Genomic DNA, 24,694 nt, shown 5'->3' on the forward strand with positions numbered 1-24,694 from the left:
TTATAGCAACAGGCTGACTTGAGTGCGCTTTGGCAGCCTGCTGACCACCAATTGGTGGGAACGCTGTAGCAGTCCCTGTAGTTCTTCGCTGCCGAGCGGGTAGGGCGTTTCCATGATGATCCACTGGGCGCGCGCCAGATAAGGCGCCGGATGAATCCCCGGGCGGTCGCAATGACCGAGAAACAGATCCTTATCGACCTTGAAGGCCAGGGAGTCACCCCGCAGGCCCTGCAAGGCGAACATCTTGTTCCCGGCAATCGAAAACACCCGCACGCCGCCCCATTTATAGTCTTCGCGCGCTCCGGGCAGGCTAAGGCAGAATTTCGCGACATCCTCTTCGCTCATCCGTGCGGTTTTCATAACAATCGTTCCCCACAGGCATTGAATGACTCAACCAGATGGTCAATCCAGGCGCGTACCGCCGGCATGACTCCGCGTCGATGAGGATAGACCGCTTGCAGCCAGCCACCGGGCAACGACCAGTCGGGCAACAACTGCACCAGCGAACCGTTTGCCAGTTCCTGCTCGCAATACATCATGGGCAGCATGGTGAAGCCCAGGCCGGAGAGGGTGCTGGCCTTGCGCACGATAAAGTCATCGATGCCCAGCCGGGCCTCGAGCGCCAGTTCACAACTTTTGCCTTTTTGATCCAGCAGGCGGATGTGCACCAGGCGGTCGGCTTCCAGGGCACCGAGCACCGGCAGGCTTTTCAGATCTTCGGGATGGTTGATCTCACGGCCAAGCAGGAAGCCGGGACTGGCGACCATCAGCATCTGCGCCTGACGCAGGCGGCGAGTGACCAGCAGCGGGTCTTCGTCTCCCAGTTCCCGCACACGCAGGGCTACGTCGATGCCTTCGTTCACCAGGTCGACCCGGCGGTTGAGCAACATCACCTCCAGCTGGACTTGCGGAAACCGTTCCAGAAAGTCGCTGATCACCCCCGGCAATATTTCGTGGGCCAGCCCGACGGGGCAGGACACCCGCAAGCGTCCGCGGGGCTCGCTGGACATGCTGGCCACGGCTTCGTCGGCCATTTCCGCCTCCAGCAGCATCGCCTGGCAGTGCCTGAGGTAACGTTCACCGACGGCCGTCAGCTTCAGTTGTCGGGTGGTGCGTTGCAGTAATCGTGCGCCAAGACGTTCTTCCAGTTCGGCGATGCGCCGTGACAATCGGGACTTGGGGATGCCCAGCAAACGCCCGGCTGCGGCGAATCCCCCGGCTTCCACGACTTTGGCAAAGTAATACAGGTCGTTGAGGTCTTGCATGATGTGAATCCGATTGTTCTATCTGTGGGACGAACTATCGCATTGTTAGCGTCTAATCAGCTATTGGTTTCGTGTGTAGGATTAGTCCCATCAGATCGCCCTTGTGGGCGATCCTCACTTGGAGATCCCACATGAAATTGCTGCATATCGATTCGAGCATCCTGGGCGACAACTCGGCTTCCCGTCAGTTGAGCGGCGAAGTCGTCAAGGCCTGGCAAGCCGCCGAGCCAACCGCCGTGGTGACCTACCGTGACCTGGCCGCCGACGCCATCAGCCATTTCTCCGCCACCACCCTGGTCGCCGCCGGCACCACCGCTGAACTGCGCAACGCGGCACAACAGCACGAAGCCGAACTGAGCGCCTCGACCCTGGCCGAATTCCTGGCTGCCGATGCCGTGGTGATTGCCGCACCGATGTACAACTTCACCATCCCGACTCAACTCAAAGCCTGGATCGACCGCATCGCCGTTGCCGGCCAGACCTTCCGTTACACCGAAGCCGGCCCTGAAGGCCTGTGCGGCGGCAAGAAAGTCGTGATCGTCTCGACTTCCGGTGGCATGCACGCCGGCCAGGCGACCGGTGTTGCCCACGAAGAGTATTTGAAGGTGCTGTTCGGTTTCATCGGCATCACCGATATCGAAATCGTGCGTGCCGAAGGACTGTCTTACGGTGACGACGTACGCAACAAGGCCATGAGCGCTGCCCACGCACAAATCAGCGAGCAATTGTTCGCCGCAGCGTAAGGCTTGCGTAAAAGTAGGCAGCCGTTCAGGTAAAGCCCCAAAAACTCTGTATTCTGGTTACGCAAGTACCAGTTGCGGAGTTTTTTGTTTCTGGTCGTTTCAGGCTGTGGCCCGACTTATGCAGTCCAGGGTGTACGTCTCAAGTCCGGTAACAAGGTGGGGCATCCATGATGCGTCTTTGTGCAGCTTTACTGATTTGCCTGCTAAGCAGCCTGAATACAGTGCACGCCGCACCAGCACCGCATCCTCACTGGAGCGTCGGCTTCCATGAGATGACTTTTCTCGACCCGCTGGACCTGCAGCCGATGCGGGCCATCGCCTTCTATCCTTCCAGTGATCGGGAGCACACCAGCAAGCTTGAGGGTTACACCGTCGAAGCCGGGGAGGACACCAAGGTCGCCATCGGCCGGTTCCCGATGCTGATGCTGTCCCACGGCAACACCGGTACTCCCCTGGCCCTGCACGACCTTGCCACGTCGCTGGCGCGCAAAGGCTTTGTCGTGGTGGCGGTGATTCACCCCGGTGACAACTCCAGGGATCACAGCCGACTCGGTACTTTGAGTAACCTGTATGGCCGGCCGATCCAGATCTCCGAAGCCATTACCGCGACCTTGGGCGACCCTATGCTGTCGCCGTTCGTCAATGCCAACCAGGTAGGGGTCATCGGTTACTCGGCCGGTGGTGAGACTGCATTGATCCTGTCCGGCGCGACCCCGGACCTGGATCGTCTGCGCCGATACTGCCAGGAGCGCCCGGACGACCGCGATGCGTGCAACACCCAGGGCGAATTGATTGTCGACCGCGACGACCTGCAACCGGTGGCTGATCCTCGCGTCCACGCCTTGATGCTGATGGCGCCGTTGAGCCTGAAGTTCGGCCGCCACACCCTGGCCGATGTGCATGTGCCGGTGCTGCTCTACAGCGGCGATGGCGACAAGTTGGTGGCTGTCGACAAGAACGCCGCGGCACTGGCGCGTAAACTGCCGACCGCGCCGGACTTCAAACTGCTGGCCGGGGCAGGGCACTTCGTCTTCATGGCGCCGTGCAATGACGAGCAGATCGTGATCATGCCCGCGCTGTGCACCGATGCCGATGGCGTCGACCGGCAAGACATTCACCGCAATCTGATCGCTGAAGCCGGAAGCTTTTTCTCGCGCACCCTGGGCAGAGCAACCCGGGCCGGGATGCAGACCGCCGATCAATAGATCCCTTTGTAGGAGCTGCCGAAGGCTGCGATCTTTTGATTTTAAGATCAAAAGATCGCAGCCTTCGGCAGCTCCTACAGGGATTCAAGCCATGGCGCGGTGTTTCAACAGCAGGGTCAGCCCCAACCCCGTCACCGACAACAACGCCGCACTGAAGAAAATCCACGCATAACCCAGGTTCAACGCCACTGCGCCCATCAACGGGCCGGCGATGGCCAGCGCCAGGTCGAAAAACACAGCATAAGCACTCAGGCCTGCGCCCCGGCTGGAGTTGGGGACCTGTTTGATGGCCTCGACACCCAGCGCCGGATACACCAGGGACAGGCCAAATCCGGTCAGGCCGGCACCAATGAGCGCGTAACCGGTCGACGGTGCCAGCCACAGCAGCACCAGGCCAACGGTCTCAATGCACATGCAGGCAATGGCCGAGGTGAACCCGCCGAAACGGCTGATGGCGGAAATGAACAGCAGTCGCGACAGAATGAAACACGCGCCAAACACCGTCAGGCAGTAGGCCGCGCCGGACCAACCGCGATTGACGTAGTACAAGGTGATAAAGGTCGTCAGGGTGCCATAGCCAATGGACGCCAGGCTCAGGCTCGCGCCAAACGGCGCAATGCGTCCGAACACCGCCCAAAACGGCAAGCGTTCACCGCGCACCACCGGCACCGAGGGCTTGTTGCGAATCAACAGCAGTGCAACCAGGGCCAGCAGCGACAAGGCAATGCCCAGGCTGGCGTAACCCAGTTGTTGCACCATGACCACGCCCAGCGGCGCGCCAATGGCAATCGCCCCATAGGATGCGATGCCGTTCCAGGAAATCGACCGCGCAGTATGCTCGGCGCCCACCTGGCCCATGCACCAACTGATGGTGCCGACGCCGATCAACCCTTGGGCGATCCCCAGCAACAGGCGCCCGGCGATCAGGATCAGCAGGCTGAGCAAGGGAAAACCTTGCAACAGGGTCGACAGCCAGGTCAGCACGCCGCTGAGCACAATCCCGCACAAGCCATAGATGATTGCGCGCTTGGTACCAACGCTGTCGGACATCCGCCCGGCCATGGGGCGGCTGAGCAGGGTGGCGAGGTATTGCGAGCCGATCGTCAACCCGGCCACGATGGCGCTGAACCCGAGTTGTTCATGGACATAACCCGGCAAAACGGCAATCGGCAATCCGATGCAGAGGAAGGCAATGAAGGTATAGAAGACGATAGAGACGATCTGCAGGGTGATCGCCATGGAGCTTTGCGCAGGCACTTGCGGCACAGACATGAGGGCTCGTTCGCGGGCGGCGGTGGGAGACCTGCATCATGGCGCGGTGTCGGGATAAAAGAAAGCAGGCTAACTACTTTTGCCGTGACATTATCACTGTTCCTCATGGCCTCTTCGCGAGCAAGCCCTCTCCCACAGGGGAACGCATTCCAAATGTGGGAGCGGGCTTGCTCGCGAAGGATTCTCCACCCAGAAAATCCCACCCATGAAACGCAAAAAGCCCCGTCACATGGACGGGGCTTTTCACTTGAGGCTTGCAGCTAAAGGCTTGTAGCTACCTTTAGAACACCACACCCTGGCTGCGCAGGTAGTCGTCGTAGGTGCCGCTGAAGTCGGTCACGCCGTTAGGGCTCAACTCGATGATGCGGGTGGCCAGGGACGATACGAACTCACGGTCGTGGCTGACGAAGATCAGCGTGCCCGGGTAGTTTTCCAGCGCCAGGTTCAGCGCTTCGATCGATTCCATGTCCAGGTGGTTGGTCGGTTCGTCCATCACCAGTACGTTCGGCTTTTGCAGGATCAGCTTGCCGAACAGCATGCGGCCTTGCTCACCACCGGAGATGACCTTGACTGACTTGAGGATTTCGTCGTTGGAGAACAGCATGCGGCCCAAAGTGCCGCGAATGATCTGCTCGCCCTGAGTCCACTGGCCCATCCAGTCGAACAGGCTGACGTCGTCTTCGAAGTCATGGGCGTGGTCCTGGGCGTAGTAGCCCAGTTCCGCGCTTTCAGTCCACTTCACGGAACCGGCGTCCGGGGTCAGTTCGCCCATCAGGGTGCGCAGCAGGGTGGTCTTGCCGATACCGTTCGGGCCGATGATCGCCACACGCTCGCCGGCTTCGACGGTGAAGCTGAAGTTCTTGAACAGGGTCTTGCCGTCGAAGCCCTTGGACATCTGCTCGATGGTCACGGCCTGGCGGTGCAGCTTCTTGGTCTGTTCGAAGCGGATGAACGGGCTCACGCGGCTCGATGGCTTGACTTCGGCCAGCTGGATCTTGTCGATCTGCTTGGCGCGGGAAGTGGCCTGCTTGGCTTTCGAGGCGTTGGCCGAGAAGCGGCTGACGAAGGTTTGCAGTTCGGAGATCTGGGCTTTCTTCTTGGCGTTGTCCGACAGCAGTTGCTCGCGGGACTGGGTCGCCGCCGTCATGTACTCGTCGTAGTTGCCCGGGAACAGGCGCAGCTCGCCGTAGTCCAGGTCAGCCATGTGGGTGCAGACGCTGTTGAGGAAGTGACGGTCGTGGGAAATGATGATCATGGTGCTGTTACGCGCCTTGAGGATCGTTTCCAGCCAGCGAATGGTGTTGATGTCCAGGTGGTTGGTCGGTTCGTCGAGCAACAGCACTTCAGGATCGGAGAACAGTGCCTGGGCCAGCAATACCCGCAGTTTCCAGCCTGGAGCCACTTCGGACATCGGGCCGAAATGCTGTTCCAGGGGGATACCCAGGCCCAGCAGCAGTTCACCGGCGCGGGATTCAGCGGTGTAGCCGTCCATCTCTGCGAATTCGGTTTCCAGCTCGGCCACGGCCATGCCGTCCGCTTCGCTCATTTCCGGCAGCGAATAGATGCGGTCGCGCTCGGCCTTGACCTTCCACAGCTCTTCGTGACCCATGATCACGGTGTCGATCACGGTGAATTCTTCGTAGGCGAACTGGTCCTGGCGCAATTTACCCAGGCGCACGTTCGGCTCCAGCATGACCTGGCCGCCGGACGGCTCGAGGTCATTGCCGAGAATCTTCATGAAGGTCGACTTGCCGCAACCGTTGGCGCCGATCAGACCGTAACGGTTGCCACCGTTGAATTTGACCGAGACGTTTTCGAAGAGCGGCTTGGCGCCGAACTGCATCGTGATGTTAGCTGTAGAAATCAAAGGTTTTTCCTGCGAAGCATTCAGAGTAGCTAGGGGTGCGGCAGTACCGGTTCAGTACCCGTTCCACTGTCCGGACCCGGGGACATTCATCCCGATCGGCAGTGGAAGATCCATCTGGCATCAAGTGGACAGCAGCATGTGGCGCGCCTGGCCCGAGTCAATGTGCGCTGAAAGGGGGATTTTCCCGCTCTCAACCTGGGGGCGCGTAAAGTTTGGCGGCGATTGTACTGGTCTGGCTCTTTAAACGATAGGGCGATGAGGCCTATGCAACGCTTTGACGGTTTTTGCGGACACATTTTCACAGTTACAGGTTAACTATTGGTTACAAACTGTGGCTAAAATGCCATCTAACAGCTGAACGGTGACCAATCGGCGTAGCTGGATGGCGCCAAGGGGCCGCTGTTTCGTATTCAACCGCTGCACAAGACCCGGGGACCGGCATGCCGGTAAAGGGCGCAGTTTGTATACTTCCGACCTGTGACGATTTCCGTGAAACTGATCATTGCCGTTATTTACATTGTCTCTATTGCGTACGTCCACCTGCGTGGCCGAGTGCGCCACAAGCTGGGCCGCCAGTTGAGTGATCACTCGACGTTCCTGGCGCCGATCAACTGCTTTCTTTATCTGTTCTCGAAAATCCCCAACAAGCCGTATCTCGATCCGGCTGATTTTCCCGACCTGAGCCCCTTGCAGGCACATTGGGAAGAAATTCGCGTCGAAGGCCAGAACTTGCTTCACGCCGGCGAGATCAAGCGTTCGAACCAATACGATGACGTCGGTTTCAACTCGTTTTTCAAGACCGGCTGGAAGCGCTTTTATCTCAAGTGGTATGGCGATAGCCACCCGTCGGCCATGAAGCTCTGCCCGCGCACCACCGAACTGGTGCAGGGCATCGGCTCGATCAAGGCGGCGATGTTCGCCGAGTTGCCACCGGGCTCCAGACTGGTGCGCCACCGCGACCCGTATGCCGGTTCGTACCGTTATCATCTCGGGCTGGACACACCCAACGCCGAAGGTTGCTACATCAATGTCGATGGCCAGAACTACCATTGGCGTGATGGCGAAGCGGTGATGTTCGATGAGACCTACATTCATTACGCAGAGAACACCACGCCACACAATCGCATCATCCTGTTCTGCGACGTCGAACGGCCCATGAAGTATCGGTGGGCGGCGGCTTTCAATCGCTGGTTCAGCCGTAATGTCATGTCGGCGGCAGGTGCACCGAACGAGGACGGAGACCACACCGGCGGGCTCAACCGGCTGTTCAGCAAGGTCTACAAGGTGCGCCTGCGCGCCAAGGAACTGAAAAAGCGCAACCGCAAGCTTTACTACCTGCAGAAGTGGTCGATCTTTGCCGGGTTGCTGGCGGTCTTCATTCTTATCTGATTTTCGGTGTGGCGTACCTGGGCTTCGCGAGCCTGCTCGCGAAGAAGCCGGGACATCCAGCGGATCACTTACTGACTTTCTTCCTGGCAACCGGTTTGCTGCCCGGCTTCGGCCTGGCCGCTGCTTTACCGGCACCTTTGCTGCCGAGGCTGCGCTTGAGCAGTTCGGTCAGGTCAATGACATCCGCCGTTTTGCGCTCCTCTTCACCAGAAGCGGTTTCGACGTCTTCGATCTTGCCTTCACGGGCCTTTTTGTCCACCAGGGCCATGATCTTGTCCTCAAAGCCGTCCCGATAGTCATCCGGCGTCCACTCGGCACTCATGTCCTCCACCAGGCGCCTGGCCATGTCCCGTTCGCCCTTGGCCAGTTCGGGGCTGGTCACTTCGCTGCCCAGCGCCAGTTCATCGAGACTTCGCACCTCGGCCGGCCAGCGCAGCATCACCAGGACCAGCGCGGACTCCAAAGGCATCAGCGCGGCCAGGTGCTGGCGGGTATGCAAGACCACGCGGGCGAGGGCAACCTTGCCGGTTTTGGTCAGGGTTTCGCGCAGCAGTGCATAGACTTTGCCGCCGCGCTTGTCGGGGGCCAGGTAGTAAGGCGTGTCGATGTTCTGCAAGGGAATCTGCTTGCCGTCGACAAAGGAAAAAATGTCGATGGTCTGGGTCGAGAGTGGGTGAGCGGAACGGATCTCCTCTTCACTGAGCACCACGTACCGGCCCTTTTCGTATTGCACACCCTTGACGATGTGCTCCCTGGTGACCTCCTTGCCCGTGACTTTGTTGACCCGCTTGTAGCCCACCGGGTCCATGCTGCGGCTGTCGAGCCAATCGAAATCGACGCCTCGGGAGGACGTTGCCGAGACCAGCGCCACGGGGATGTGCACCAGTCCGAAGCTGATTGCGCCTTTCCAGATTGCCCGTGCCATGGTCGTCTACTCGCAGGTGATGTTCAGGTGACCTGCGGTCCTGGGCAAAAGTTTCTGTGGGCTGCGCGCCGGCTCCCTGGCTGGATCAACCGGGTGCAACCTCTTGCCGGGGAGTTTTTGGTTAACAAATCCGAACCTCGGGCGTAGCGTGGTATCGAAGTCCTTATCCACGCGGACGCAGAGAGGCACCCCATGAACCGATACGTGTCTGGCGCCATTGCACTGGCCTTGAGTGGCATATTGGGCCCCTTGGTCCAGGCTGACGACCCTGCTTCGTTGCAGTTGGCCCAGAACCTGCCGGGCAGCACCAGCAACAATCCTTACAACAGCCCGATCCGGCGGGCCAATCCCAACAGTATGCAAGGCACTCAACCCAGCGCCCCGGCCATTCGCGGACCCAATACCGTGCCGGTCCCACGCCCGCCGACGCTGGACAACGGTGGCATCGGTAATCGCTATCCCGACCGGACAGCGCCCGCCAGCCCACCGAAATTCATTCCCAATCCACCCCCACGAGACACCGGCACCAGCAACCGTTGAGTGGCAGGCGTGACGTCTACCCGCTACTTTTCACCAAGTCTCATTTCCATCAGAAAAGGAATCCTGCATGTTGCGTAAAAACCTGTTGGCAACCCTCTGTGCCAGCGTACTGATTAGCGCCGGCCCTGTGCTTTCCGCGCCGGCCCAGACGATGAAAAGCGAAGACGGCACCCTTGAGGTCACCCCCGTCGTGACGGGGCTGGAGCACCCCTGGGCCCTGGTATTCCTGCCGGATAGCAAAGGCATGCTGGTGACCGAAAGGCCCGGCAATCTGCGACTGGTGACCGCCGAAGGCAAGTTGTCCGCACCGCTCAATGGCGTACCCACGGTCTGGGCCAAAGGGCAGGGTGGATTGCTCGACGTGGCACTGTCACCCGACTTCAAGCAGGACCGGATGGTCTATCTGTCCTATGCCGAAGGTGGCGGCCAGGGCGGCAAGGCCGGCACGGCGGTGGGCCGTGGCCGGCTCTCCGACGATATGACGGCACTCAAGGATTTCCAGGTGATCCTGCGTCAGGAGCCCAAGCTCTCGGTCGGCAACCATTTTGGCTCGCGGCTGGTGTTTGATCGCGACGGCTATCTGTTCGTGACCCTGGGGGAAAACAACGACCGCCCGACCGCCCAAGACCTCGACAAGCTGCAAGGCAAAGTGGTGCGCATCTACCCGGATGGCACGGTGCCCAAGGACAACCCCTTTGTCGGCCAGGCCAACGTACGGCCGGAGATCTGGTCCTACGGGCAGCGTAACCCGCAAGGCGCTGCGCTCAACCCGTGGAACGGCACGCTGTGGGAAAACGAACATGGCCCTCTGGGCGGTGATGAAGTCAACATCATCGAGCGCGGCAAGAATTACGGCTGGCCGCTGGCGACCCATGGCATCAATTACTCCGGTCAACCGATTCCCGAAGCCAAGGGTGAGACCGCTGAAGGTACCGTTGCCCCGAATCATGTCTGGGAAAAATCCCCGGGCCTGAGTGGCATGGCGTTCTACGATGCCGATCGTTTCAAGGCCTGGCAGCGCAACGTGTTTATCGGAGCGCTGATCAGCCAGGAACTGATCCGCCTGGAGTTCGATGGCGACAAGGTGATCCACGAGGAGCGCTTGCTCGGGGATTTTAAAAAACGCATCCGCGATGTGCGGCAGGGGCCGGACGGCTATTTGTATGTTTTGACTGATGAGGAGAACGGTGGGTTGTATAAGGTGGGTTTGAAGTTGCTGGCTGACTAAGATATCTGAAAACTTGCCATTGACTTGCCATCAACCCCCGGCTAATTTCGAACCATGACTTCCACCGTATTGCGCTGCCAGCCAAGCATTATTACCGCCATTCCTCATTTGGCGGGCTAGCTCACGACTGCAGCACCCAACCCGCCCTGGAGGCGGGTTTTTACTTTCTGTCTCCCGGGCCCCGAACAATGTCAGGAGACGACCATGAGTTTTACGACCGACCAGCAAAGCCTGCTTGGACACTACGTCAAAAAAATCCTTGCCGCGCCGGTGTATGAACTGGCCGTGCGCACGCCGTTGCAACCGGCACCTGCCTTGTCCGAAGCCTTGGGTAACCAGGTCCTGCTCAAGCGCGAAGACCTGCAACCGACCTTTTCCTTCAAGATCCGCGGCGCCTACAACAAGCTGGTGCACTTGAGCGAGGCGCAAAAGGCTCGTGGCGTGGTCACCGCTTCTGCTGGTAATCATGCCCAAGGCGTGGCCCTGGCCGCGCGGGAGTTGGGCATCAGCGCCACCATCGTCATGCCCTGCACGACGCCGCAACTGAAAGTCATCGGGGTGCGCAGTCGCGGCGCCGAGGCGGTGTTGCACGGCGAAAGCTTTCCGTTCGCACTGGCTTATGCGCTGGATTTGGCCGAGGAAACCGGTCGCACCTTTGTATCGCCCTTCGACGACCCGGAGGTGATCGCGGGGCAAGGCACGGTGGCCATGGAGATCCTGCGCCAGCATCAGGGGCCGCTTGATGCGATCTTCGTTCCGGTAGGTGGCGGCGGGCTGATCGCGGGTATCGCCGCTTACGTGAAGTACCTGCGGCCGGAAGTTCGCATCATTGGCGTCGAGTCGGAACATTCCGCGTGCCTGCAAGCGGCGATGCATGCCGGCGAACGGGCCGTGCTGCCAAGCGTAGGTACCTTCGCCGATGGGGTGGCGGTGGCGCAGATCGGCGCATACGGTTTTGAGGTTTGCCGGTTTTGCGTCGATGACGTGGTGACGGTCAGCAACGATGAGCTTTGCGCCGCGATCAAGAATATCTACGACGATACCCGCTCGATCACCGAACCTTCCGGTGCGCTCGCCGTCGCCGGGATCAAGAAATACGTCGCGCAAACCGGTGCCTTGGGGCAGACCCTGGTGGCGATCGACTCGGGTGCCAATATCAACTTCGACAGCCTGGGGCATGTGGCCGAGCGCGCCAAGAGGGGCTGCAGTATGCCGTCGTAATATTGAAGGATGAACACTGTACCTGTGGCGAGGGAGCTTGCTCCCGCTGGGGCGCGAAGCGACCCCAAAACTGCGACTGCTGCGCAGTCCAACGGAAGCAAGCTTCCTCGCCACAGGTTACTTATTGCACTTTCAATATCTCTTAAGCGAACAGCATTACACCGGATGGCCGGGTTATTCCTGAACGGCTTTCTCGACCTTGGTCGACGCCGACCAGATCCGATAGCGCACTTCGATGCCCTTGGGCACGTACAGCACGAGCGGCAGTTTGCTGTTGTAACGCAGCAGGAAGCCGTCACCGACCACCGGTACAAAACCCTGCTTGCTCGTGCCCGCCGGGCAGGCCATCAGCGTGCTCATCGGGCCAATGACTTTTTCCAGGCGATAGAACGGATAGCCCCAGCCCTCGAGGTTCTTCTCCTCGAGAATGCCACCCAGACGCGGGTTGTTGCAGTCGACGGTCATCGTCTTGCCGGCCAGGATCTCGACCTGGAAGTCGTTTTCCCGGGGCTGTGGCGCGAGGTGAATCACCTGGCGGGTAAACCCGCTTTCGGCCTTCGCAAAGGGTGCGGTGTCTTCGAGTTTGGCGGCATGCGCCACCCCGGCAAGCCCCAGTGCGAATAGCGCTGTGCAAGCGTTAACGGTCAAAGAATTCATGATGCCTCCTTGCTTGAAGTGAAGGGCGGCATTTTCACTGTCGTGCGCAGTGAATGCAAACCCGGGACATCCGGTGTGCAATATGCAGGGGCGCCAGGGTCTATAATTGTAAATTGCATGACAGGTTTTACAGGTAACTCGCCCGGACCCTTGAATTACCGATGAGCTGCACAACGAAGTTCAGGGTATGTTTTATGCTGTAGCTGTCCTTGAAGCTTGCCGGGATTTCAAATGAGCAAGCATCGGTTGTCAGGCAGTCTCACAAAGGAGGGAGTCGCCATGTTTCTTTCTGCCTTGGAAATTCGCAACATCATCGAAAGCAGTTTTCTGCCCAAGCGCTGCCAGTGCACGCTGTCACCGGATCTCTCGATGACCGTCAAGGTCTATGCAGACGGGCAAACCGATCAGCTCGATCTATTGGTCACCGGTATCGATGCCTCCGGGCTCAATGGTTGTCGGGAAATCAACGAGTTGATTGCCCAACTGCGTTCCAGGCAGCATCACGTCGAGGTCGAACCGCATTCCAGGCTGGGCAATGCACTCTAGCTTGCTGTTTCGGGTTCCACGGACACGCGCCGGGTCTGGAAGAACGCCAGGCCCAGCGCCAGTTCAAATCCGACCGCCAGTAGAATCCCCGGCCCGACATGGCCACTGAGCCATTCGGCAAAACCCAGCACGGCCAATCCCCAGCTGCCGACGACGAAGCCGAGGCTCAGGGCATTGCGGGTTGCGCAAGGGGGCGCGTTGCGAACCAGAAAAGAGAACACGCTCAACGCCCCAAACAGCACGGCGGTGCGTCGCGCGACCAATCCCACCGCGAATGAAAACTCGATGTCCCAGAACGACAACAACCATTGCGGTGTCAGGCCCCAGACCAGGCTCAGCAAAAGACATAAGGCTGCGGTAAACATCGACAGTGCGCGAAACGACAACTGCATGGCTAATCCTTGCGGGCAGAGAGGGGGGGGCGCTAAAGCATAGCGCCGCAACCCTCAAAGGAATACCGCCAAGTACCAAATCAGACCTTTCAGTCAGCCCTGGTTCTCGCAAGCGTCAGAAAGTTTACGGTAGGAAATTTCTGCGAGTTTCCCCGTGTCATCGATGTACTTCATTTCGGCCTTCACCACTTTGCACTCCAGGGTGTCCGGCTCGGTCAGTGAAATCACTTTGCTGACATGCAATGGCATGCCGTAGTGATAGGGCACGGCTTGGGAGGTTGTGGTGTCAGTGGCCTGAGCCAGGCCGGCAAACGCGGCGCAGCCGAGGGCGGCGGTAACCAGCAGGGTGCGAGTGTTCATCAGGGATCTCCGGTGCGGACGGAATGTCAGTTCGATATGTCGCTGGTCGAACTTGCCGCACTGGGCGTCAGAACAGTCTGAGGGCGTGCGGTCCAGTGAAGTGTTGGATCGCACGGTTAAGCGAGGGTTAACCCGGCTGAACGCCGCCTGTCGCGGGTGCGCGATCCTGTGTATCAGTTAAGACCATCGGGGGCCTGATGGAAAGGCATCGCGAACAAGGCTGGACACAAATGCTGTGAACGACCCGCAACCCTGTGGGAGCGAGCTTGCTCGCGATGAGGACGTCAGTGTCAGTGCAAATCCAACTGCTGCCGATAAGGCAAATCCGGCCCGGTCTTGCTGCACGTCAGCGCCGCAGCCTGCACCGCGAACTTCAGCATGCTGTCGATCTGTTCGCGGCCAAGTTGCTTCACGCCCTCTATCGAGTCCAGTTGCTGTTCGGTCAACCAGGTAATCAGCGCCGCCTGAAAGGTATCGCCCGCGCCCACGGTGTCGGCGATTTTTACCGCAGACGCAGGAGTCGACCACGAGCCGTGAGCCCGGCTGAACACGCTCGCACCTTCGCCACCCCGGGTCAGGAAGACCAGCTGGCAGCGATGCCGTAACCAGCCTTCGATCACCTGCGCGGGGTCCTGGCCGGGGTACAGCAGATGCAGGTCTTCGTCGCTGACCTTGATCAGGTCGGCCAGCTCCACCAGCGTCGCGATCCGGTTACGCCACAGGTCGATGTCCGGCTGCGGGTTCAGGCGCACGTTCGGGTCGAGGCTGATCAGGCGCTTGCCGCTTTCCCGGCGCGCCAATGCCAATAGCGTGTCGGCAATCGGCTGCACCACCAGGGAAAACGAGCCAATATGCAGGCCGCGTACTTCAGGCCCGAGCGCTGGCAGGTGCTCCGGTTGCAATTGTCGATCCGCGCAGCCTTCGCCACGGAAGCTGTACTGCGGCGAACCATTGGCCCCCACGGCGACCATCGCCAGAGTGGTCGGCGCGGCAAAATCCAGCAGGTAGTCCTGGCGCACGCCTTCATCTTGCAAGACTTGCAGCAGGCGCCGGCCCAGGTAGTCGGTGGACAACCCGGCCAACAGCGCCGCGTCCACGCCCAATCGGCGCAAGCCCACCGCCACATTGAACGGCGAGCCACCGGCAATGGCCTTGAAATTCACTTTGGACGCCTGCCCACTGGCGTCGTTTTCACTGAAAAAATCGAACAGCGCTTCGCCACACACCAGGTACATAGTTTGTTCACTCTTTAATTAGGGTTGCGACTTGCTGTCGATAGCGTTCATACGCCTGCTGGCAGGCTTGTACATTGTCGGCGACGGGCGGGGTTTCACTGGCCGGGTCGAGTTTTACGCAGCGCTTGCACCATTGCGCCAGGCTGTCTTCGCGACCGTTTGCCCGGGATACGCACCAAGCCGCTTGAATTGCCGCACCCAAGGCTGCGGCCTCGCTTTGTTCGGTGCAGATCACCGGCGTATTCATGGTGTCGGCGACAATTTGCCGCCAGACCGCACTTTTTGACCCGCCGCCAATCAGCCGAATGCTGCGGCTTTGTAAGCCATTGTGGCGCAGCAGGTCCAGTCCGTAACGCAAACCGAAGGTCGTGCCCTCGACCACCGCGCGGCACAGGTTGGCCCGGGTCAGGTTGGTCATGGTCAGGCCCGACAGGCTGGCGCTGGCATGGGGCAGGGCAGGCACCCGCTCACCGTTGAAGAACGGCAGCATGCACACTCCGTCGGCACCGATCGGCGCCTGGGCAACCAGCTCGTTGAACTGATCGATGTCGAGGTCCAGCAGGTCACGAATCAGGCCGGTGGCATTGGTCAGGTTCATGGTGCAGATCAATGGCAACCAGCCGCCGCTTGAAGAGCAGAAGGTGGCGACCGCTGCATCTGCGGCAATGTTCGGCTGATCGGCATAGGCGTACACCGTGCCCGACGAGCCGAGGCTCATGGTGATTGCACCGGGCTGGATGTTGCCGGTGCCGATGGCCCCCATCATGTTGTCCCCACCACCGCTGGACACCAGTGCCTGGGGGTTGATGCCCAGGTGTTCGGCAATGCCTGGCAGAATGGTGCCGACCGCCTGGTGGGCATCGATCAATTCCGGCAACGCCGCTTGCAGGCGTCCGCTGGGGTCGATGTCACGCAACAATTGCACATCCCACTGGCGCGTACGCACATTGAAGTACCCGGTGCCCGAGGCATCGCCGTATTCGCTGCAACTGCGGCCGGTCAGCCAATGGTTGAGGTAATCGTGGGGCAGCAGGATGCGGGCGATCCGGGAGAACACCTCGGGATGCTGCTCTTTGGTCCATAACAGCTTGGATACGGTGTAGCCCGGCGCGATGACCACGCCGAGGCGCTCCAGAGAACCCTTTTCACCGCCCAAGTGGGCCAGCAGTCGGTCATTCTCCGCGGTGGTTTCGGTATCGCACCAGAGTTTCGCCGGTCGCAATACCTGCCCCTGTTCATCGAGCAGCACCAGGCCGTGTTGCTGGCCGGAGACGCCAATGCCGAGAATAGACTGGCCATCGACTTTGGCCGCGAGCAAGGCGCGGCGGGTGGCGGTGGCGAAGGCTTCCAGCCACTGTTGGGTGTCCTGTTCGCGGCGGCCATCGGGGCCGCTGATCAGGCTGTGGCTGGCGACTCCCTGGCCGAGCACATCACCACTGCCCGCGTCGAGGATGATGGCTTTGGTGCCCTGGGTGCCGCAGTCGATGCCGAGGAAGCGTTGTCGGGTTGTCATGCAAGATCCTTGGTCGTCATCTCGATACAAGTCTGGATTCAGTATCCCTGGTGCCTGTCCGGCCGCCTTCGCGAGCAAGCTCGCTCCCACAGTCGATTTGTAGTGAACACCGAATTTGTGTTCGACAGCGCTTCAGTGTGGGAGCGGGCTTGCTCGCGAAGACGGACTCAGACTCACCGCCACATTTATGCCAACACTCGTTCCAGAGTCCGCGACACCCCAACCTCACGCAAACTGTTGCAGCACCACTCGAACGCCGCGACAAACTCCGGCGAGCGCGCAATGGCCGTACCAAAAATCTCCTCGACCGCCAGCAAACGCTGGGTAATCAACACATCATCGGCCACCAGCGCCTGGCAGAATGCCGCCCGTGGATCCGCAATCGCGTAGGTCTCGCCATGCTCATCCACGCCCTTGAGGTACAGCGCCCACGCCGCCACCACCAACGCCGCGCGGCGGGTCTCGCGGCCATCGGCGATCAAGCGGTTGATGGTCGGTACGGTGAATTTCGGAAACTTCGACGAGCCGTCCGAACACACCCGTTCAAGCTGGTCGGCAATCGCCTGATTGGAGAAGCGCGCCACCAGGGTGTTCTTGTACTCGGTCAGGTCGATTCCTGGCACCGCCGGCAGCTGTGGCGTCACGTCCAGATCCATGTAGGTGCGCATGTAGCGCACGAACAGCGGGTCGTTCATGGTCTCGTGGACGAAGCGGTAACCCTTGAGGAACCCCAGGTAGGTCAGCGCCAGATGACTGCCGTTGAGCAGCTTGATCTTCATTTCTTCGTAGGGCGTGACGTCGTCGGTGAATTGCACGCCGACCTTTTCCCAGGCCGGGCGACCGTTGACGAACCGGTCTTCCAGCACCCACTGCGTGAAGGGTTCGCAAACCACCGGCCAGGTATCGTCCACGCCATGCAGGTCCGCCAATTGCAGGCGATGAGGAGTGCTGGTCATCGGCGTGATGCGGTCGACCATGGCGTTGGGGAAACTGACGTTGGCGTCGATCCAGTCGCGCAACTGGCTGTCGTGCAAGGCGGCGAAGGCCAGCAGGGCCTTGCGGGTGACGGCGCCGTTGTGGGGCAGGTTATCGCAGGACATCAGGGTGAAGGCCGCTGTGCCAGTGGCGCGGCGCCTGGCCAGTGCGGCACAGAGGAAACCGAACACGGTTTTCGGTGCATCCGGGTGCGCCAGGTCATGCTGGATCTGCGGCAAGTGCGCCATGAACTCGCCGCTGCTGTCGTCGATGCAGTAACCGCCTTCGGTAATGGTCAGCGAGACGATGCGAATCTCGGGGCTGGCCAGTTTGTCGATCACCGCCTGGGCACCGTCCTCGGCCAGCAGCATGTCGCGGATGGCGCCAATTACCCGCACTTCGGTGTCGTCGCTATCGCCGAGTTCGAACAGGGTGAACAGGTAGTCCTGGTCCTTGAGATCGTCACGGGCGCGGCGGTCTTCAGCGCGCAGGCCGACACCGCAGATGGCCCAGTCCAGGCCTTCGCCGGTATTCATCAGGGCGTCGGTGTAGTACGCCTGATGGGCACGGTGGAAACCGCCGACGCCGATGTGCGCGATGCCTTGGCGGGTCTCGCCCAGGGCGTATGCGGGCAGGGCCACTTCAGGGGCGAGGCGGCTGAGGTTTTGTTTGTTCAGTTTCATCGCAGGCTCTCTGAAATCAGGCAGCAACGCGCAACGGACGGGTCAACGCCACGCCGTCGACATCGAATAAATGGCAGTGTTGCGCATCCAGATGCAGGCTCAGGGTTTCACCGTAGCGGCTGGACAGATCGCCGCGAACACGCAGGGTCAGGGCTTCGCCGGATGCTGTGCGGACGTGGCAGAAGGTGTCGCTGCCCAGGCGTTCACTGACATCGGCGGTGACCTGCAAGGTGCAGTCGCCGGGTTTGGCCAGTTCCAGATGCTCCGGGCGAATGCCCAGTGTCACTGCACTCCCGACGCTCAGGTGCCTGCCGCTCAAGGGCAGGCTGATGCGGGTCCCGGCGTCCAGTTGCACTTCACAGCCCTTATTGTCGACGCGGGTGACCTTGCCTTTGAGGAAGCCCATTTTCGGCGTGCCCAGGAAACCGGCGACGAACAGGTTGGCCGGCTGGTGATAGAGGTCCAGTGGCGAGCCGACTTGCTCGATCTTGCCGCCATTGAGTACGACCACTTTGTCGGCCATGGTCATGGCTTCGACCTGATCGTGAGTCACGTAGATCATCGTGGCTTGCAGTTCCTTGTGCAGGCGCAACAGTTCCAGGCGCATCTGCACCCGCAGGGCGGCATCGAGGTTGGACAACGGTTCGTCGAACAGGAAGATTTTCGGGTTGCGCACGATGGCCCGGCCAATCGCCACGCGCTGGCGCTGGCCACCGGACAGTTGCTTGGGCTTGCGCTCCAGCATCGGCCCCAGTTCGAGGATGCGCGCCGCTTCACCAACCTTTTTCTCCACTTCGGTTTTCGCCACGCCGGCCAGGTCGAGGGCGAACGACATGTTCTTGCGCACGCTCATGTGCGGGTACAGGGCGTAGGTCTGGAACACCATCGCCAGGTCGCGCTTGGCCGGGCTGACTTCGGTGATGTCGCGGCCGTCGAGTTCGATGGTGCCGCCGCTGACTTCCTCCAGCCCGGCGATAAGCCGCAGCAGTGTGGATTTGCCGCAGCCCGAGGGGCCGACGAAGACCACGAACTCCTTGTCGTTCACTTCAAGGTCGATACCCTTGATGATGGAAAAGCCTTCGAAGCCTTTTTGCAGATTCTTGATTTTCAGGTTGGCCATGATGATGGGCCTCCGTTTGTTGTTTTTTTAGATCAAAAGATCGCAGCCTTCGGCAGCTCCTACACAGAGCCCCCAAGCACCGCGCCCCCCCTGTAGGAGCTGCCGCAGGCTGCGATCTTTTGCTTTTGATTCATTTCACGGCGCCGAACGACAGGCCGCGCACCAGTTGTTTCTGGCTGATCCAGCCGAAGATCAGGATCGGCGCACAGGCCAGGGTCGACACCGCTGACAACTTGGCCCAGAACAACCCTTCGGGGCTGGAGTAGGACGCGATCAATGCAGTGAGCGGCGCGGCTTTCGACGAGGTCAGGTTCAGCGACCAGAAGGCCTCGTTCCAGCACAGGATCAGCGACAGCAGTACCGTGGATGCCAGGCCGCCCTTGGCGATGGGCAGCAACACGCGGAGCATCTCCTGGGCCAGCGTTGCGCCGTCCAGTCGTGCGGCTTCGAGGATGTCCCTGGGGATGTCCTTGAAGTAGGTGTAAATCATCCAGACCACGATCGGCAGGTTGATCAGCGTGTAGATCACGATCAGCGCGATCCGCGTGTCGAGCAGGCCGAAACTCTTGGCCAGCAGATAGATCGGCATCAGCACGCCCACTGGAGGCAGCATCTTGGTCGAGAGCATCCACAGCAGCGTGCCCCTGGTGCGCCGGGTTTCATAGAACGCCATGGAGTAGGCCGCCGGCACCGCGATCAGCAGGCACAGGGCGGTGGCGCTGAAGGAAATCACCACCGAGTTCCAGGCGAAACTGAAATAGTCGCTGCGCTCGTTGATGTGCAGGTAGTTCTCCAGCGTCGGCATGAAGATGAACTGCGGCGGCGTGGCGAAGGCATCGATTTCGGTCTTGAAACTGGTCAGCACCATCCAGAAGATCGGGAAGAAAATCACGATGGCGATGGCCCAGGCCAATGTACCGAGCAGCAGGCTTTGCAAACGACGGGATTGTTGAAGAGTCATGGCAGGCCTCAGGCTTTGTCGGTCAGGTTTTTGCCGATCATCCGCACCAGGATGATCGCGGCGATGTTGGCGATGACCACGGCGATCAGGCCGCCCGCCGAGGCCATGCCGACATCGAACTGCACCAGCGCCTGGTTGTAGATCAGGTAGGCGAGGTTGGTCGAGGCGTAGCCGGGGCCGCCGTTGGTGGTGGTGAAGATTTCGGCGAACACCGAGAGCAGGAAGATGGTTTCGATCATCACCACCACCGCAATCGGCCGCGCCAGGTGCGGCAGGGTCAGGTGCCAGAAAATCGCGATGGGCCCGGCACCGTCCAGGCGCGCGGCTTCTTTCTGTTCCTGGTCGAGGGACTGCATGGCGGTCATCAGGATCAGGATCGCGAAGGGCAGCCATTGCCACGAGACAATGATGATGATCGACAGCAGCGGGTAGTGCGCCAGCCAGTCCACCGGTTGCGCGCCGAACAGCTTCCAGACGTAGGCGAGAATCCCCGATACCGGATGGAAGATCAGGTTCTTCCAGATCAGTGCGCCTACCGTGGGCATGATGAAGAACGGCGAGATCAACATCACCCGCACGATGCCGCGACCGAAAAACTCACTGGCCTCCAGCAATGCACTGATCAGCACGCCGAGCACCACACTGATCAGCAGCACGCTGCCCACCAGCAACAGGGTGTTGGTGGCGCCGGGCAGGAAGCCCGAGTCGGTGAGGAAGTAGGTGAAGTTTTCCAGGCCGACGAACTCGTTTTCGCCGGGATTGAGCAAGTTGTAGCGAATCGTCGAGAAGTAGACGGTCATACCCAGCGGTACGATCATCCACAACAGCAGCAAGGCCACCGAAGGGCTGACCAGGAACCAGCCGGGATTGACCACACGGCTTTTGTGCTGCGGCTGGGCAATGTCCATGTGAGCTTTTGCAGTTGATGTATTCATGGCGTTAAACCGATTGGGTACACATATATGTTCAGGACAGAAATCATTCCTGGCATCGACGCGGTCCCTGTGGGAGCGGGCTTGCCCGCGATGGCGATTGAGCAGCCAACATCTATGTTGAATGTGACTGCCTCATCGCGGGCAAGCCCGCTCCCACAGGGAAGGGGACTGCTTACTTGGGATAACCCGCGCGCTTCATTTCGCGTTCAGTGGTTTGCTGGGCCGCCGCCAACGCCTGGTCGACCGTGGTCTGGCCGATCAGCGCCGCCGAGAAGGATTTGCCGACCTGGGTACCAATGCCCTGGAACTCGGGAATGGTCACCAACTGGATGCCGATGTAAGGCACGGGCCTGGCGCCCGGCTTGCCCGGGTCCGCGGCCTTGAGCGATTCCAGCGTCACCTTGGCGAATGGCGCGGCGTTCATGTACGCCTCGCTGTAGGTCGAGGCGCGGGTGCCCGGCGGCACGTTGGCGATGCCGTCTTTTTCCGCGACCAGTGCGCCGTATTCTTTGGATGTGGCCCAGGCGCTGAAGGTTTTCGCCGCGTCCTTGGCCTTGGAACTGGTCGGAATGGCCAGCGCCCATGAGTACAACCACGCCGAGCCCTTGTCAGTGACCTGATGCGGCGCATAGGTGAAGCCGACGTGATCGGTGACCTTGCTCTGGGACTTGTCGGTGACGAACGATCCGGCGACGCTGGCATCGACCCAGATCGCGCATTTGCCGCTGTTGAACAACGCGAGGTTTTCATTGAAACCGTTGCTCGACGCCCCCGGCGGGCCGGATTTCTTCATGGTGTCGACATAGAAGTTCAGCGCGTTTTTCCATTCGGGACCGTTGAATTCCGGCTGCCACTTTTCATCGAACCAGCGCGCGCCATAGGCGTTGGCCACGGTGCTGATCAGCGCCATGTTCTCGCCCCAGCCAGCCTTGCCCCGCAGGCATATGCCGTACTGTTCCTGCCCGGGTTTGTTCAGTTTGGCGGCGAATTCACCAATCTGCTCCCAGGTCGGGCGCTCGGGCATGGTCAGGCCGGCATCCTTGAACAGGTCGGTGCGGTAGTAGGTGATCGAGCTTTCGGCGTAGAACGGCAGGGCGTACAGCGTGCCTTTGACCGACAGGCCTTCGCGCACCGATGGGAACACATCGTCGAGGGCATAGCTGGCCGGCAAATCCTTCATCGGCTCCAGCCAGCCCTTGGCGCCCCAGAGTGCGGCTTCGTACATGCCAATGGTCAGCACATCGAACTGTCCGCCCTGGGTGGCGATGTCGGTAGTCAGGCGCTGGCGCAGGACGTTTTCTTCGAGGACCACCCAATTGAGCTTGATGTCCGGATGCTCGGCCTCGAAGGTTTTCGAGAGTTTTTGCATGCGGATCATGTCGCTGTTGTTGACGGTGGCGATGGTCAGGGTCTGTGCGCCAAGGCTGACGCTGCTCAGGGTCATGCAGGTGAGGGCAAGCAGGGCTTTTACCGAAGGTTGCATCGTGCACTCCTTTTCTGCACCCGGCGGGAAACAGAAGGACAGTTATTGTTTTTGTGTCTTCCTGCGCAGGGAAGAATCTGTGCTGATTACATCCTTCAATGGCAGGCGAGACAAATCATCCATCGCACTTTGATCGATACTTTTTTGCACTGAGGTTTTACGGGGTAGACGCAGGGAAGGGCTTTTCAGCGAAGGAGGGGTATTGAATCCGTACAGGTTTGAGGGGGTAACGCTGTACCTGTGGGAGCGAGCAAGCCCGCTCCCACAGGGATTTGAGGTGTGACTTCAGCCCAGGTTTTGCTCGGTCAACCGCTGCACCACCAAGCGCCGGTAGTGAGAAGGCGTCATGCCCTTGAGTTGCTGGAAGCGCCGGTTGAAGTTGGAAATATTGTTGAAGCCCGATTCGAAGCAGACATCGGTCACCGGCTTGTTGCCATCGGCCAGCAACTCGCAGGACTTGCTGATGCGCAGGCGATTGACGAACTCGATGAAATTGCGCCCGGTGGCCTGCTTGAATACCCGGCTGAAATACGTCGGTTTCATGCCCAGGTGCTCGGCGACTTCCTCCAGCGTCAAGTCCCGGGCGTAATGGGCGAAGATGTAATCCACCGCGCGGTTGGTGCGATCGATGTTGTGTTCGTCGGCCAGTTGCGGGGTCGTGGCGCCAGAGAGCAATTGGTAGTCGTCGGTGGCCGCGAGCAACTCCAGCAGAATGAAAAAATTCCCGAGACGGGTCACACCGGTCGTGTCGGCGATGCGCTGCATCAGATCCATCGCCTTGGCGATGGTGTGCTTGCAGCGAAACTCGATGCCGTACTGCGCACGCTCCAGCAGCGGTGCCAGGGCCTTGAGTTCGGCGAACACCTGATAGCCGCTGTCGAACAACTCGTCGGTGAAGTTGACCAGCATGTCGCGTTTTGGCACCACTTCATCCTCGGCCACCTGACTGATCCAGTTGTGGGGCAGGTTGGGGCCGGTCAGGAACAGGGTTTGCGGATAGAAGTTGCCGATGTAGTCGCCGATGAACACCTTGCCGGAACTGGCGACGATCAGGTGCAGCTCGTATTCCTTGTGGAAATGCCAGCGCACCAACGGGCAGGGGAAACCGTGCTGGCGATAGATGATGGACAAGCCGTTGTGGTCGTCCATCAACTCGTAGGAAGGATCGGTGACTCTGGCGGTGCGGGTCATGTCAGGGCGCTTTTGTAGTTATCCCGCCCGGATCATGCCTCTTGACGCAGGGCCAGCGCTACTACCGCCGGTGCGTCTGTTCATGCAAGGCACGGCCGTAAACCGCTTTCATGCTGGTGGCACTCCAGCAATAACGGACGATGTCGGACTCGTCGAAAAAGTCGGTGCTGATGATGCTGCAACGCGTCACCCAGTTTCCCGTGGTGTTGAACCAGTCGTTGATTTGCCGCTTGATATTCCCGGGCCCACCGAGCAGCGAGTAGGTGGTCGCGGACAGTAACCAGAGGAAAGTTTCGTAAGGCGCATCTTCCAGGGTCTGCGCGATGTAGCGTTGCAGTTCGGCTGGGGCGGAGAACCTGTTGTCGCGCCATTTGTGCGGGATGCGTGGCCAGAAGTATTCGCCATCGAGTTCTGGCCCGGCGGGTGCCGCCATGATCACCCGGCGATGCTGGCTGGCGCTTTTCAGTTCTCCCACTGTTTTGAGTCCGTCGCCGGGTAGGACGGCTCGCAGCCCGAGGCGACGCACGAGCCAGTCATTGAGCCGTTGATGATCGAAAGGTTTATTGCCATCGGCCAGTTGATGGAAGTCCAGCACGATGAATTCGTCCGGGTTGCGATCGAGGAACAGCAACACCGCGTCGATCAGGTCGTCCAGGACGCGATGCGAGCGATAGCCGTTGTGATGAAAGTGGAAGCCCGATCGAGCCGCTCCGGCCCTGTAGCCCAGACGGATGTCGAAGGCGCGGGCGCCGTTGGCCAGTTGCCAGGAAAACGTGTCGTTCTGACAGGCGGTCCAGTTGCCGGTCACGACGTCGTAGTTCGGCGCTTTCTTGTCCATGCCGGCGTTATGCACGCCAGGCCAGACGATATCGGTGAGTTTGAGTTGATCGATCTCGAGGGTGTTGCTCATCCAGGTTTGCTTGTCGAGCAAACCACGCGTGTTGCGGGTCATGGCCATTCCTTGTGCGAAACACCCCCGTCCATGGGG

The 24,694-nt window shown here is 60.1% G+C and carries 24 protein-coding genes; 7 read left to right on the forward strand and 17 right to left on the reverse strand.

Annotated features, from left to right (window positions below; translation table 11 throughout):
- Both ASD95_RS15045 and ASD95_RS15050 read right to left on the reverse strand, forming a co-directional pair.
- On the reverse strand, positions 1 to 360 hold the full coding sequence (locus tag ASD95_RS15045; protein WP_056724649.1) for an MmcQ/YjbR family DNA-binding protein: 360 nt from the start codon (positions 358 to 360) through the stop codon (positions 1 to 3).
- Positions 357 to 1,265: a LysR substrate-binding domain-containing protein gene (locus ASD95_RS15050; protein ID WP_056724651.1), complete on the reverse strand. Its 909-nt coding sequence runs from the start codon at positions 1,263 to 1,265 to the stop codon at positions 357 to 359. The genes ASD95_RS15045 and ASD95_RS15050 overlap by 4 nt, the downstream gene beginning before the upstream one ends.
- A gap of 131 nt (positions 1,266 to 1,396) precedes the next feature.
- On the opposite strand from ASD95_RS15050, the gene ASD95_RS15055 reads away from it, so the two are divergent.
- Both ASD95_RS15055 and ASD95_RS15060 read left to right on the forward strand, forming a co-directional pair.
- Entirely contained in the window at positions 1,397 to 2,008 is a 612-nt protein-coding gene (locus ASD95_RS15055) for an FMN-dependent NADH-azoreductase (protein WP_056724653.1), read from the forward strand.
- 167 nt (positions 2,009 to 2,175) lie between these two features.
- Positions 2,176 to 3,213, forward strand: coding sequence for an alpha/beta hydrolase family protein (locus ASD95_RS15060; protein WP_056724655.1), 1,038 nt, complete (start codon positions 2,176 to 2,178; stop codon positions 3,211 to 3,213).
- A gap of 84 nt (positions 3,214 to 3,297) precedes the next feature.
- Here ASD95_RS15060 and ASD95_RS15065 read toward each other — a convergent pair whose 3' ends face one another.
- Together ASD95_RS15065 and ASD95_RS15070 are read right to left on the reverse strand one after the other, a co-directional pair.
- Positions 3,298 to 4,485, reverse strand: coding sequence for an MFS transporter (locus tag ASD95_RS15065; protein WP_056724657.1), 1,188 nt, complete (start codon positions 4,483 to 4,485; stop codon positions 3,298 to 3,300).
- A gap of 280 nt (positions 4,486 to 4,765) precedes the next feature.
- Complete coding sequence (locus ASD95_RS15070) at positions 4,766 to 6,352, reverse strand: ABC-F family ATPase (RefSeq protein WP_056724659.1); 1,587 nt, start codon at positions 6,350 to 6,352, stop codon at positions 4,766 to 4,768.
- Positions 6,353 to 6,841: 489 nt separating this feature from the next.
- On the opposite strand from ASD95_RS15070, the gene lpxO reads away from it, so the two are divergent.
- Positions 6,842 to 7,741: a lipid A hydroxylase LpxO gene (lpxO, locus tag ASD95_RS15075; RefSeq protein ID WP_056724661.1), complete on the forward strand. Its 900-nt coding sequence runs from the start codon at positions 6,842 to 6,844 to the stop codon at positions 7,739 to 7,741.
- A 64-nt stretch (positions 7,742 to 7,805) separates the two neighbouring features.
- Here the strand turns inward: lpxO and ku are convergent, their stop codons facing one another.
- Entirely contained in the window at positions 7,806 to 8,666 is an 861-nt protein-coding gene (gene ku, locus ASD95_RS15080) for a non-homologous end joining protein Ku (protein WP_056724663.1), read from the reverse strand.
- 192 nt (positions 8,667 to 8,858) lie between these two features.
- On the opposite strand from ku, the gene ASD95_RS15085 reads away from it, so the two are divergent.
- The 3 genes from ASD95_RS15085 to ilvA all read left to right on the forward strand — a co-directional run bounded on the left by ASD95_RS15085 (position 8,859) and on the right by ilvA (position 11,655).
- Positions 8,859 to 9,206 carry a hypothetical protein gene (locus ASD95_RS15085; protein WP_056724664.1) on the forward strand — a complete coding sequence of 116 codons (348 nt, stop codon included), beginning with the start codon at positions 8,859 to 8,861 and terminating at the stop codon, positions 9,204 to 9,206.
- A 67-nt stretch (positions 9,207 to 9,273) separates the two neighbouring features.
- Positions 9,274 to 10,434, forward strand: a complete 1,161-nt coding sequence (locus tag ASD95_RS15090) for a PQQ-dependent sugar dehydrogenase (protein WP_056724666.1) — start codon at positions 9,274 to 9,276, stop codon at positions 10,432 to 10,434.
- Positions 10,435 to 10,638: 204 nt separating this feature from the next.
- Positions 10,639 to 11,655 (forward strand): threonine ammonia-lyase, biosynthetic, encoded by a 1,017-nt coding sequence (ilvA, locus tag ASD95_RS15095; RefSeq protein ID WP_082562959.1) that lies wholly within the window; start codon positions 10,639 to 10,641, stop codon positions 11,653 to 11,655.
- 174 nt (positions 11,656 to 11,829) lie between these two features.
- Here ilvA and eco read toward each other — a convergent pair whose 3' ends face one another.
- Positions 11,830 to 12,312: a serine protease inhibitor ecotin gene (gene eco, locus ASD95_RS15100; RefSeq protein ID WP_056724668.1), complete on the reverse strand. Its 483-nt coding sequence runs from the start codon at positions 12,310 to 12,312 to the stop codon at positions 11,830 to 11,832.
- A 279-nt stretch (positions 12,313 to 12,591) separates the two neighbouring features.
- On the opposite strand from eco, the gene ASD95_RS15105 reads away from it, so the two are divergent.
- Positions 12,592 to 12,858 carry a DUF1652 domain-containing protein gene (locus tag ASD95_RS15105; protein ID WP_056724670.1) on the forward strand — a complete coding sequence of 89 codons (267 nt, stop codon included), beginning with the start codon at positions 12,592 to 12,594 and terminating at the stop codon, positions 12,856 to 12,858.
- Here the strand turns inward: ASD95_RS15105 and ASD95_RS15110 are convergent.
- The 11 genes from ASD95_RS15110 to ASD95_RS15160 form a co-directional block, all read right to left on the reverse strand.
- Complete coding sequence (locus ASD95_RS15110) at positions 12,855 to 13,250, reverse strand: hypothetical protein (protein WP_056724672.1); 396 nt, start codon at positions 13,248 to 13,250, stop codon at positions 12,855 to 12,857. The two genes, ASD95_RS15105 and ASD95_RS15110, sit on opposite strands and share 4 nt — an antisense overlap.
- A 93-nt stretch (positions 13,251 to 13,343) precedes the next feature.
- Positions 13,344 to 13,610, reverse strand: coding sequence for a DUF2790 domain-containing protein (locus tag ASD95_RS15115; RefSeq protein ID WP_056724674.1), 267 nt, complete (start codon positions 13,608 to 13,610; stop codon positions 13,344 to 13,346).
- Positions 13,611 to 13,900: 290 nt separating this feature from the next.
- Positions 13,901 to 14,845, reverse strand: coding sequence for a carbohydrate kinase family protein (locus tag ASD95_RS15120; protein WP_056724676.1), 945 nt, complete (start codon positions 14,843 to 14,845; stop codon positions 13,901 to 13,903).
- A gap of 7 nt (positions 14,846 to 14,852) precedes the next feature.
- Entirely contained in the window at positions 14,853 to 16,358 is a 1,506-nt protein-coding gene (gene xylB, locus ASD95_RS15125; RefSeq protein ID WP_056724677.1) for a xylulokinase, read from the reverse strand.
- Positions 16,359 to 16,543: 185 nt separating this feature from the next.
- Positions 16,544 to 18,016 carry a mannitol dehydrogenase family protein gene (locus ASD95_RS15130; protein WP_056724679.1) on the reverse strand — a complete coding sequence of 491 codons (1,473 nt, stop codon included), beginning with the start codon at positions 18,014 to 18,016 and terminating at the stop codon, positions 16,544 to 16,546.
- Positions 18,017 to 18,032: 16 nt separating this feature from the next.
- Entirely contained in the window at positions 18,033 to 19,136 is a 1,104-nt protein-coding gene (locus ASD95_RS15135) for an ABC transporter ATP-binding protein (protein ID WP_056724682.1), read from the reverse strand.
- Positions 19,137 to 19,266: 130 nt separating this feature from the next.
- Positions 19,267 to 20,097: a carbohydrate ABC transporter permease gene (locus tag ASD95_RS15140; protein WP_056724684.1), complete on the reverse strand. Its 831-nt coding sequence runs from the start codon at positions 20,095 to 20,097 to the stop codon at positions 19,267 to 19,269.
- Between the two features lie 8 nt (positions 20,098 to 20,105).
- The gene (locus ASD95_RS15145) at positions 20,106 to 21,005 is read right to left on the reverse strand and encodes a carbohydrate ABC transporter permease (protein WP_223541245.1); all 900 of its coding nucleotides are present in this window, start codon (positions 21,003 to 21,005) and stop codon (positions 20,106 to 20,108) included.
- Between the two features lie 199 nt (positions 21,006 to 21,204).
- A complete protein-coding gene (locus ASD95_RS15150) occupies positions 21,205 to 22,515 on the reverse strand; it encodes an ABC transporter substrate-binding protein (RefSeq protein WP_056724688.1) in 1,311 nt (436 codons plus the stop codon).
- 285 nt (positions 22,516 to 22,800) lie between these two features.
- Positions 22,801 to 23,706, reverse strand: a complete 906-nt coding sequence (locus tag ASD95_RS15155) for an AraC family transcriptional regulator (protein WP_056724690.1) — start codon at positions 23,704 to 23,706, stop codon at positions 22,801 to 22,803.
- Positions 23,707 to 23,767: 61 nt separating this feature from the next.
- A complete protein-coding gene (locus ASD95_RS15160) occupies positions 23,768 to 24,658 on the reverse strand; it encodes a hypothetical protein (RefSeq protein WP_056724693.1) in 891 nt (296 codons plus the stop codon).
- Positions 24,659 to 24,694 lie beyond the last annotated feature (36 nt).

Origin of the sequence: Pseudomonas sp. Root71, from assembly GCF_001429045.1 — a bacterium.
Lineage (GTDB): Bacteria > Pseudomonadota > Gammaproteobacteria > Pseudomonadales > Pseudomonadaceae > Aquipseudomonas > Aquipseudomonas monachiensis.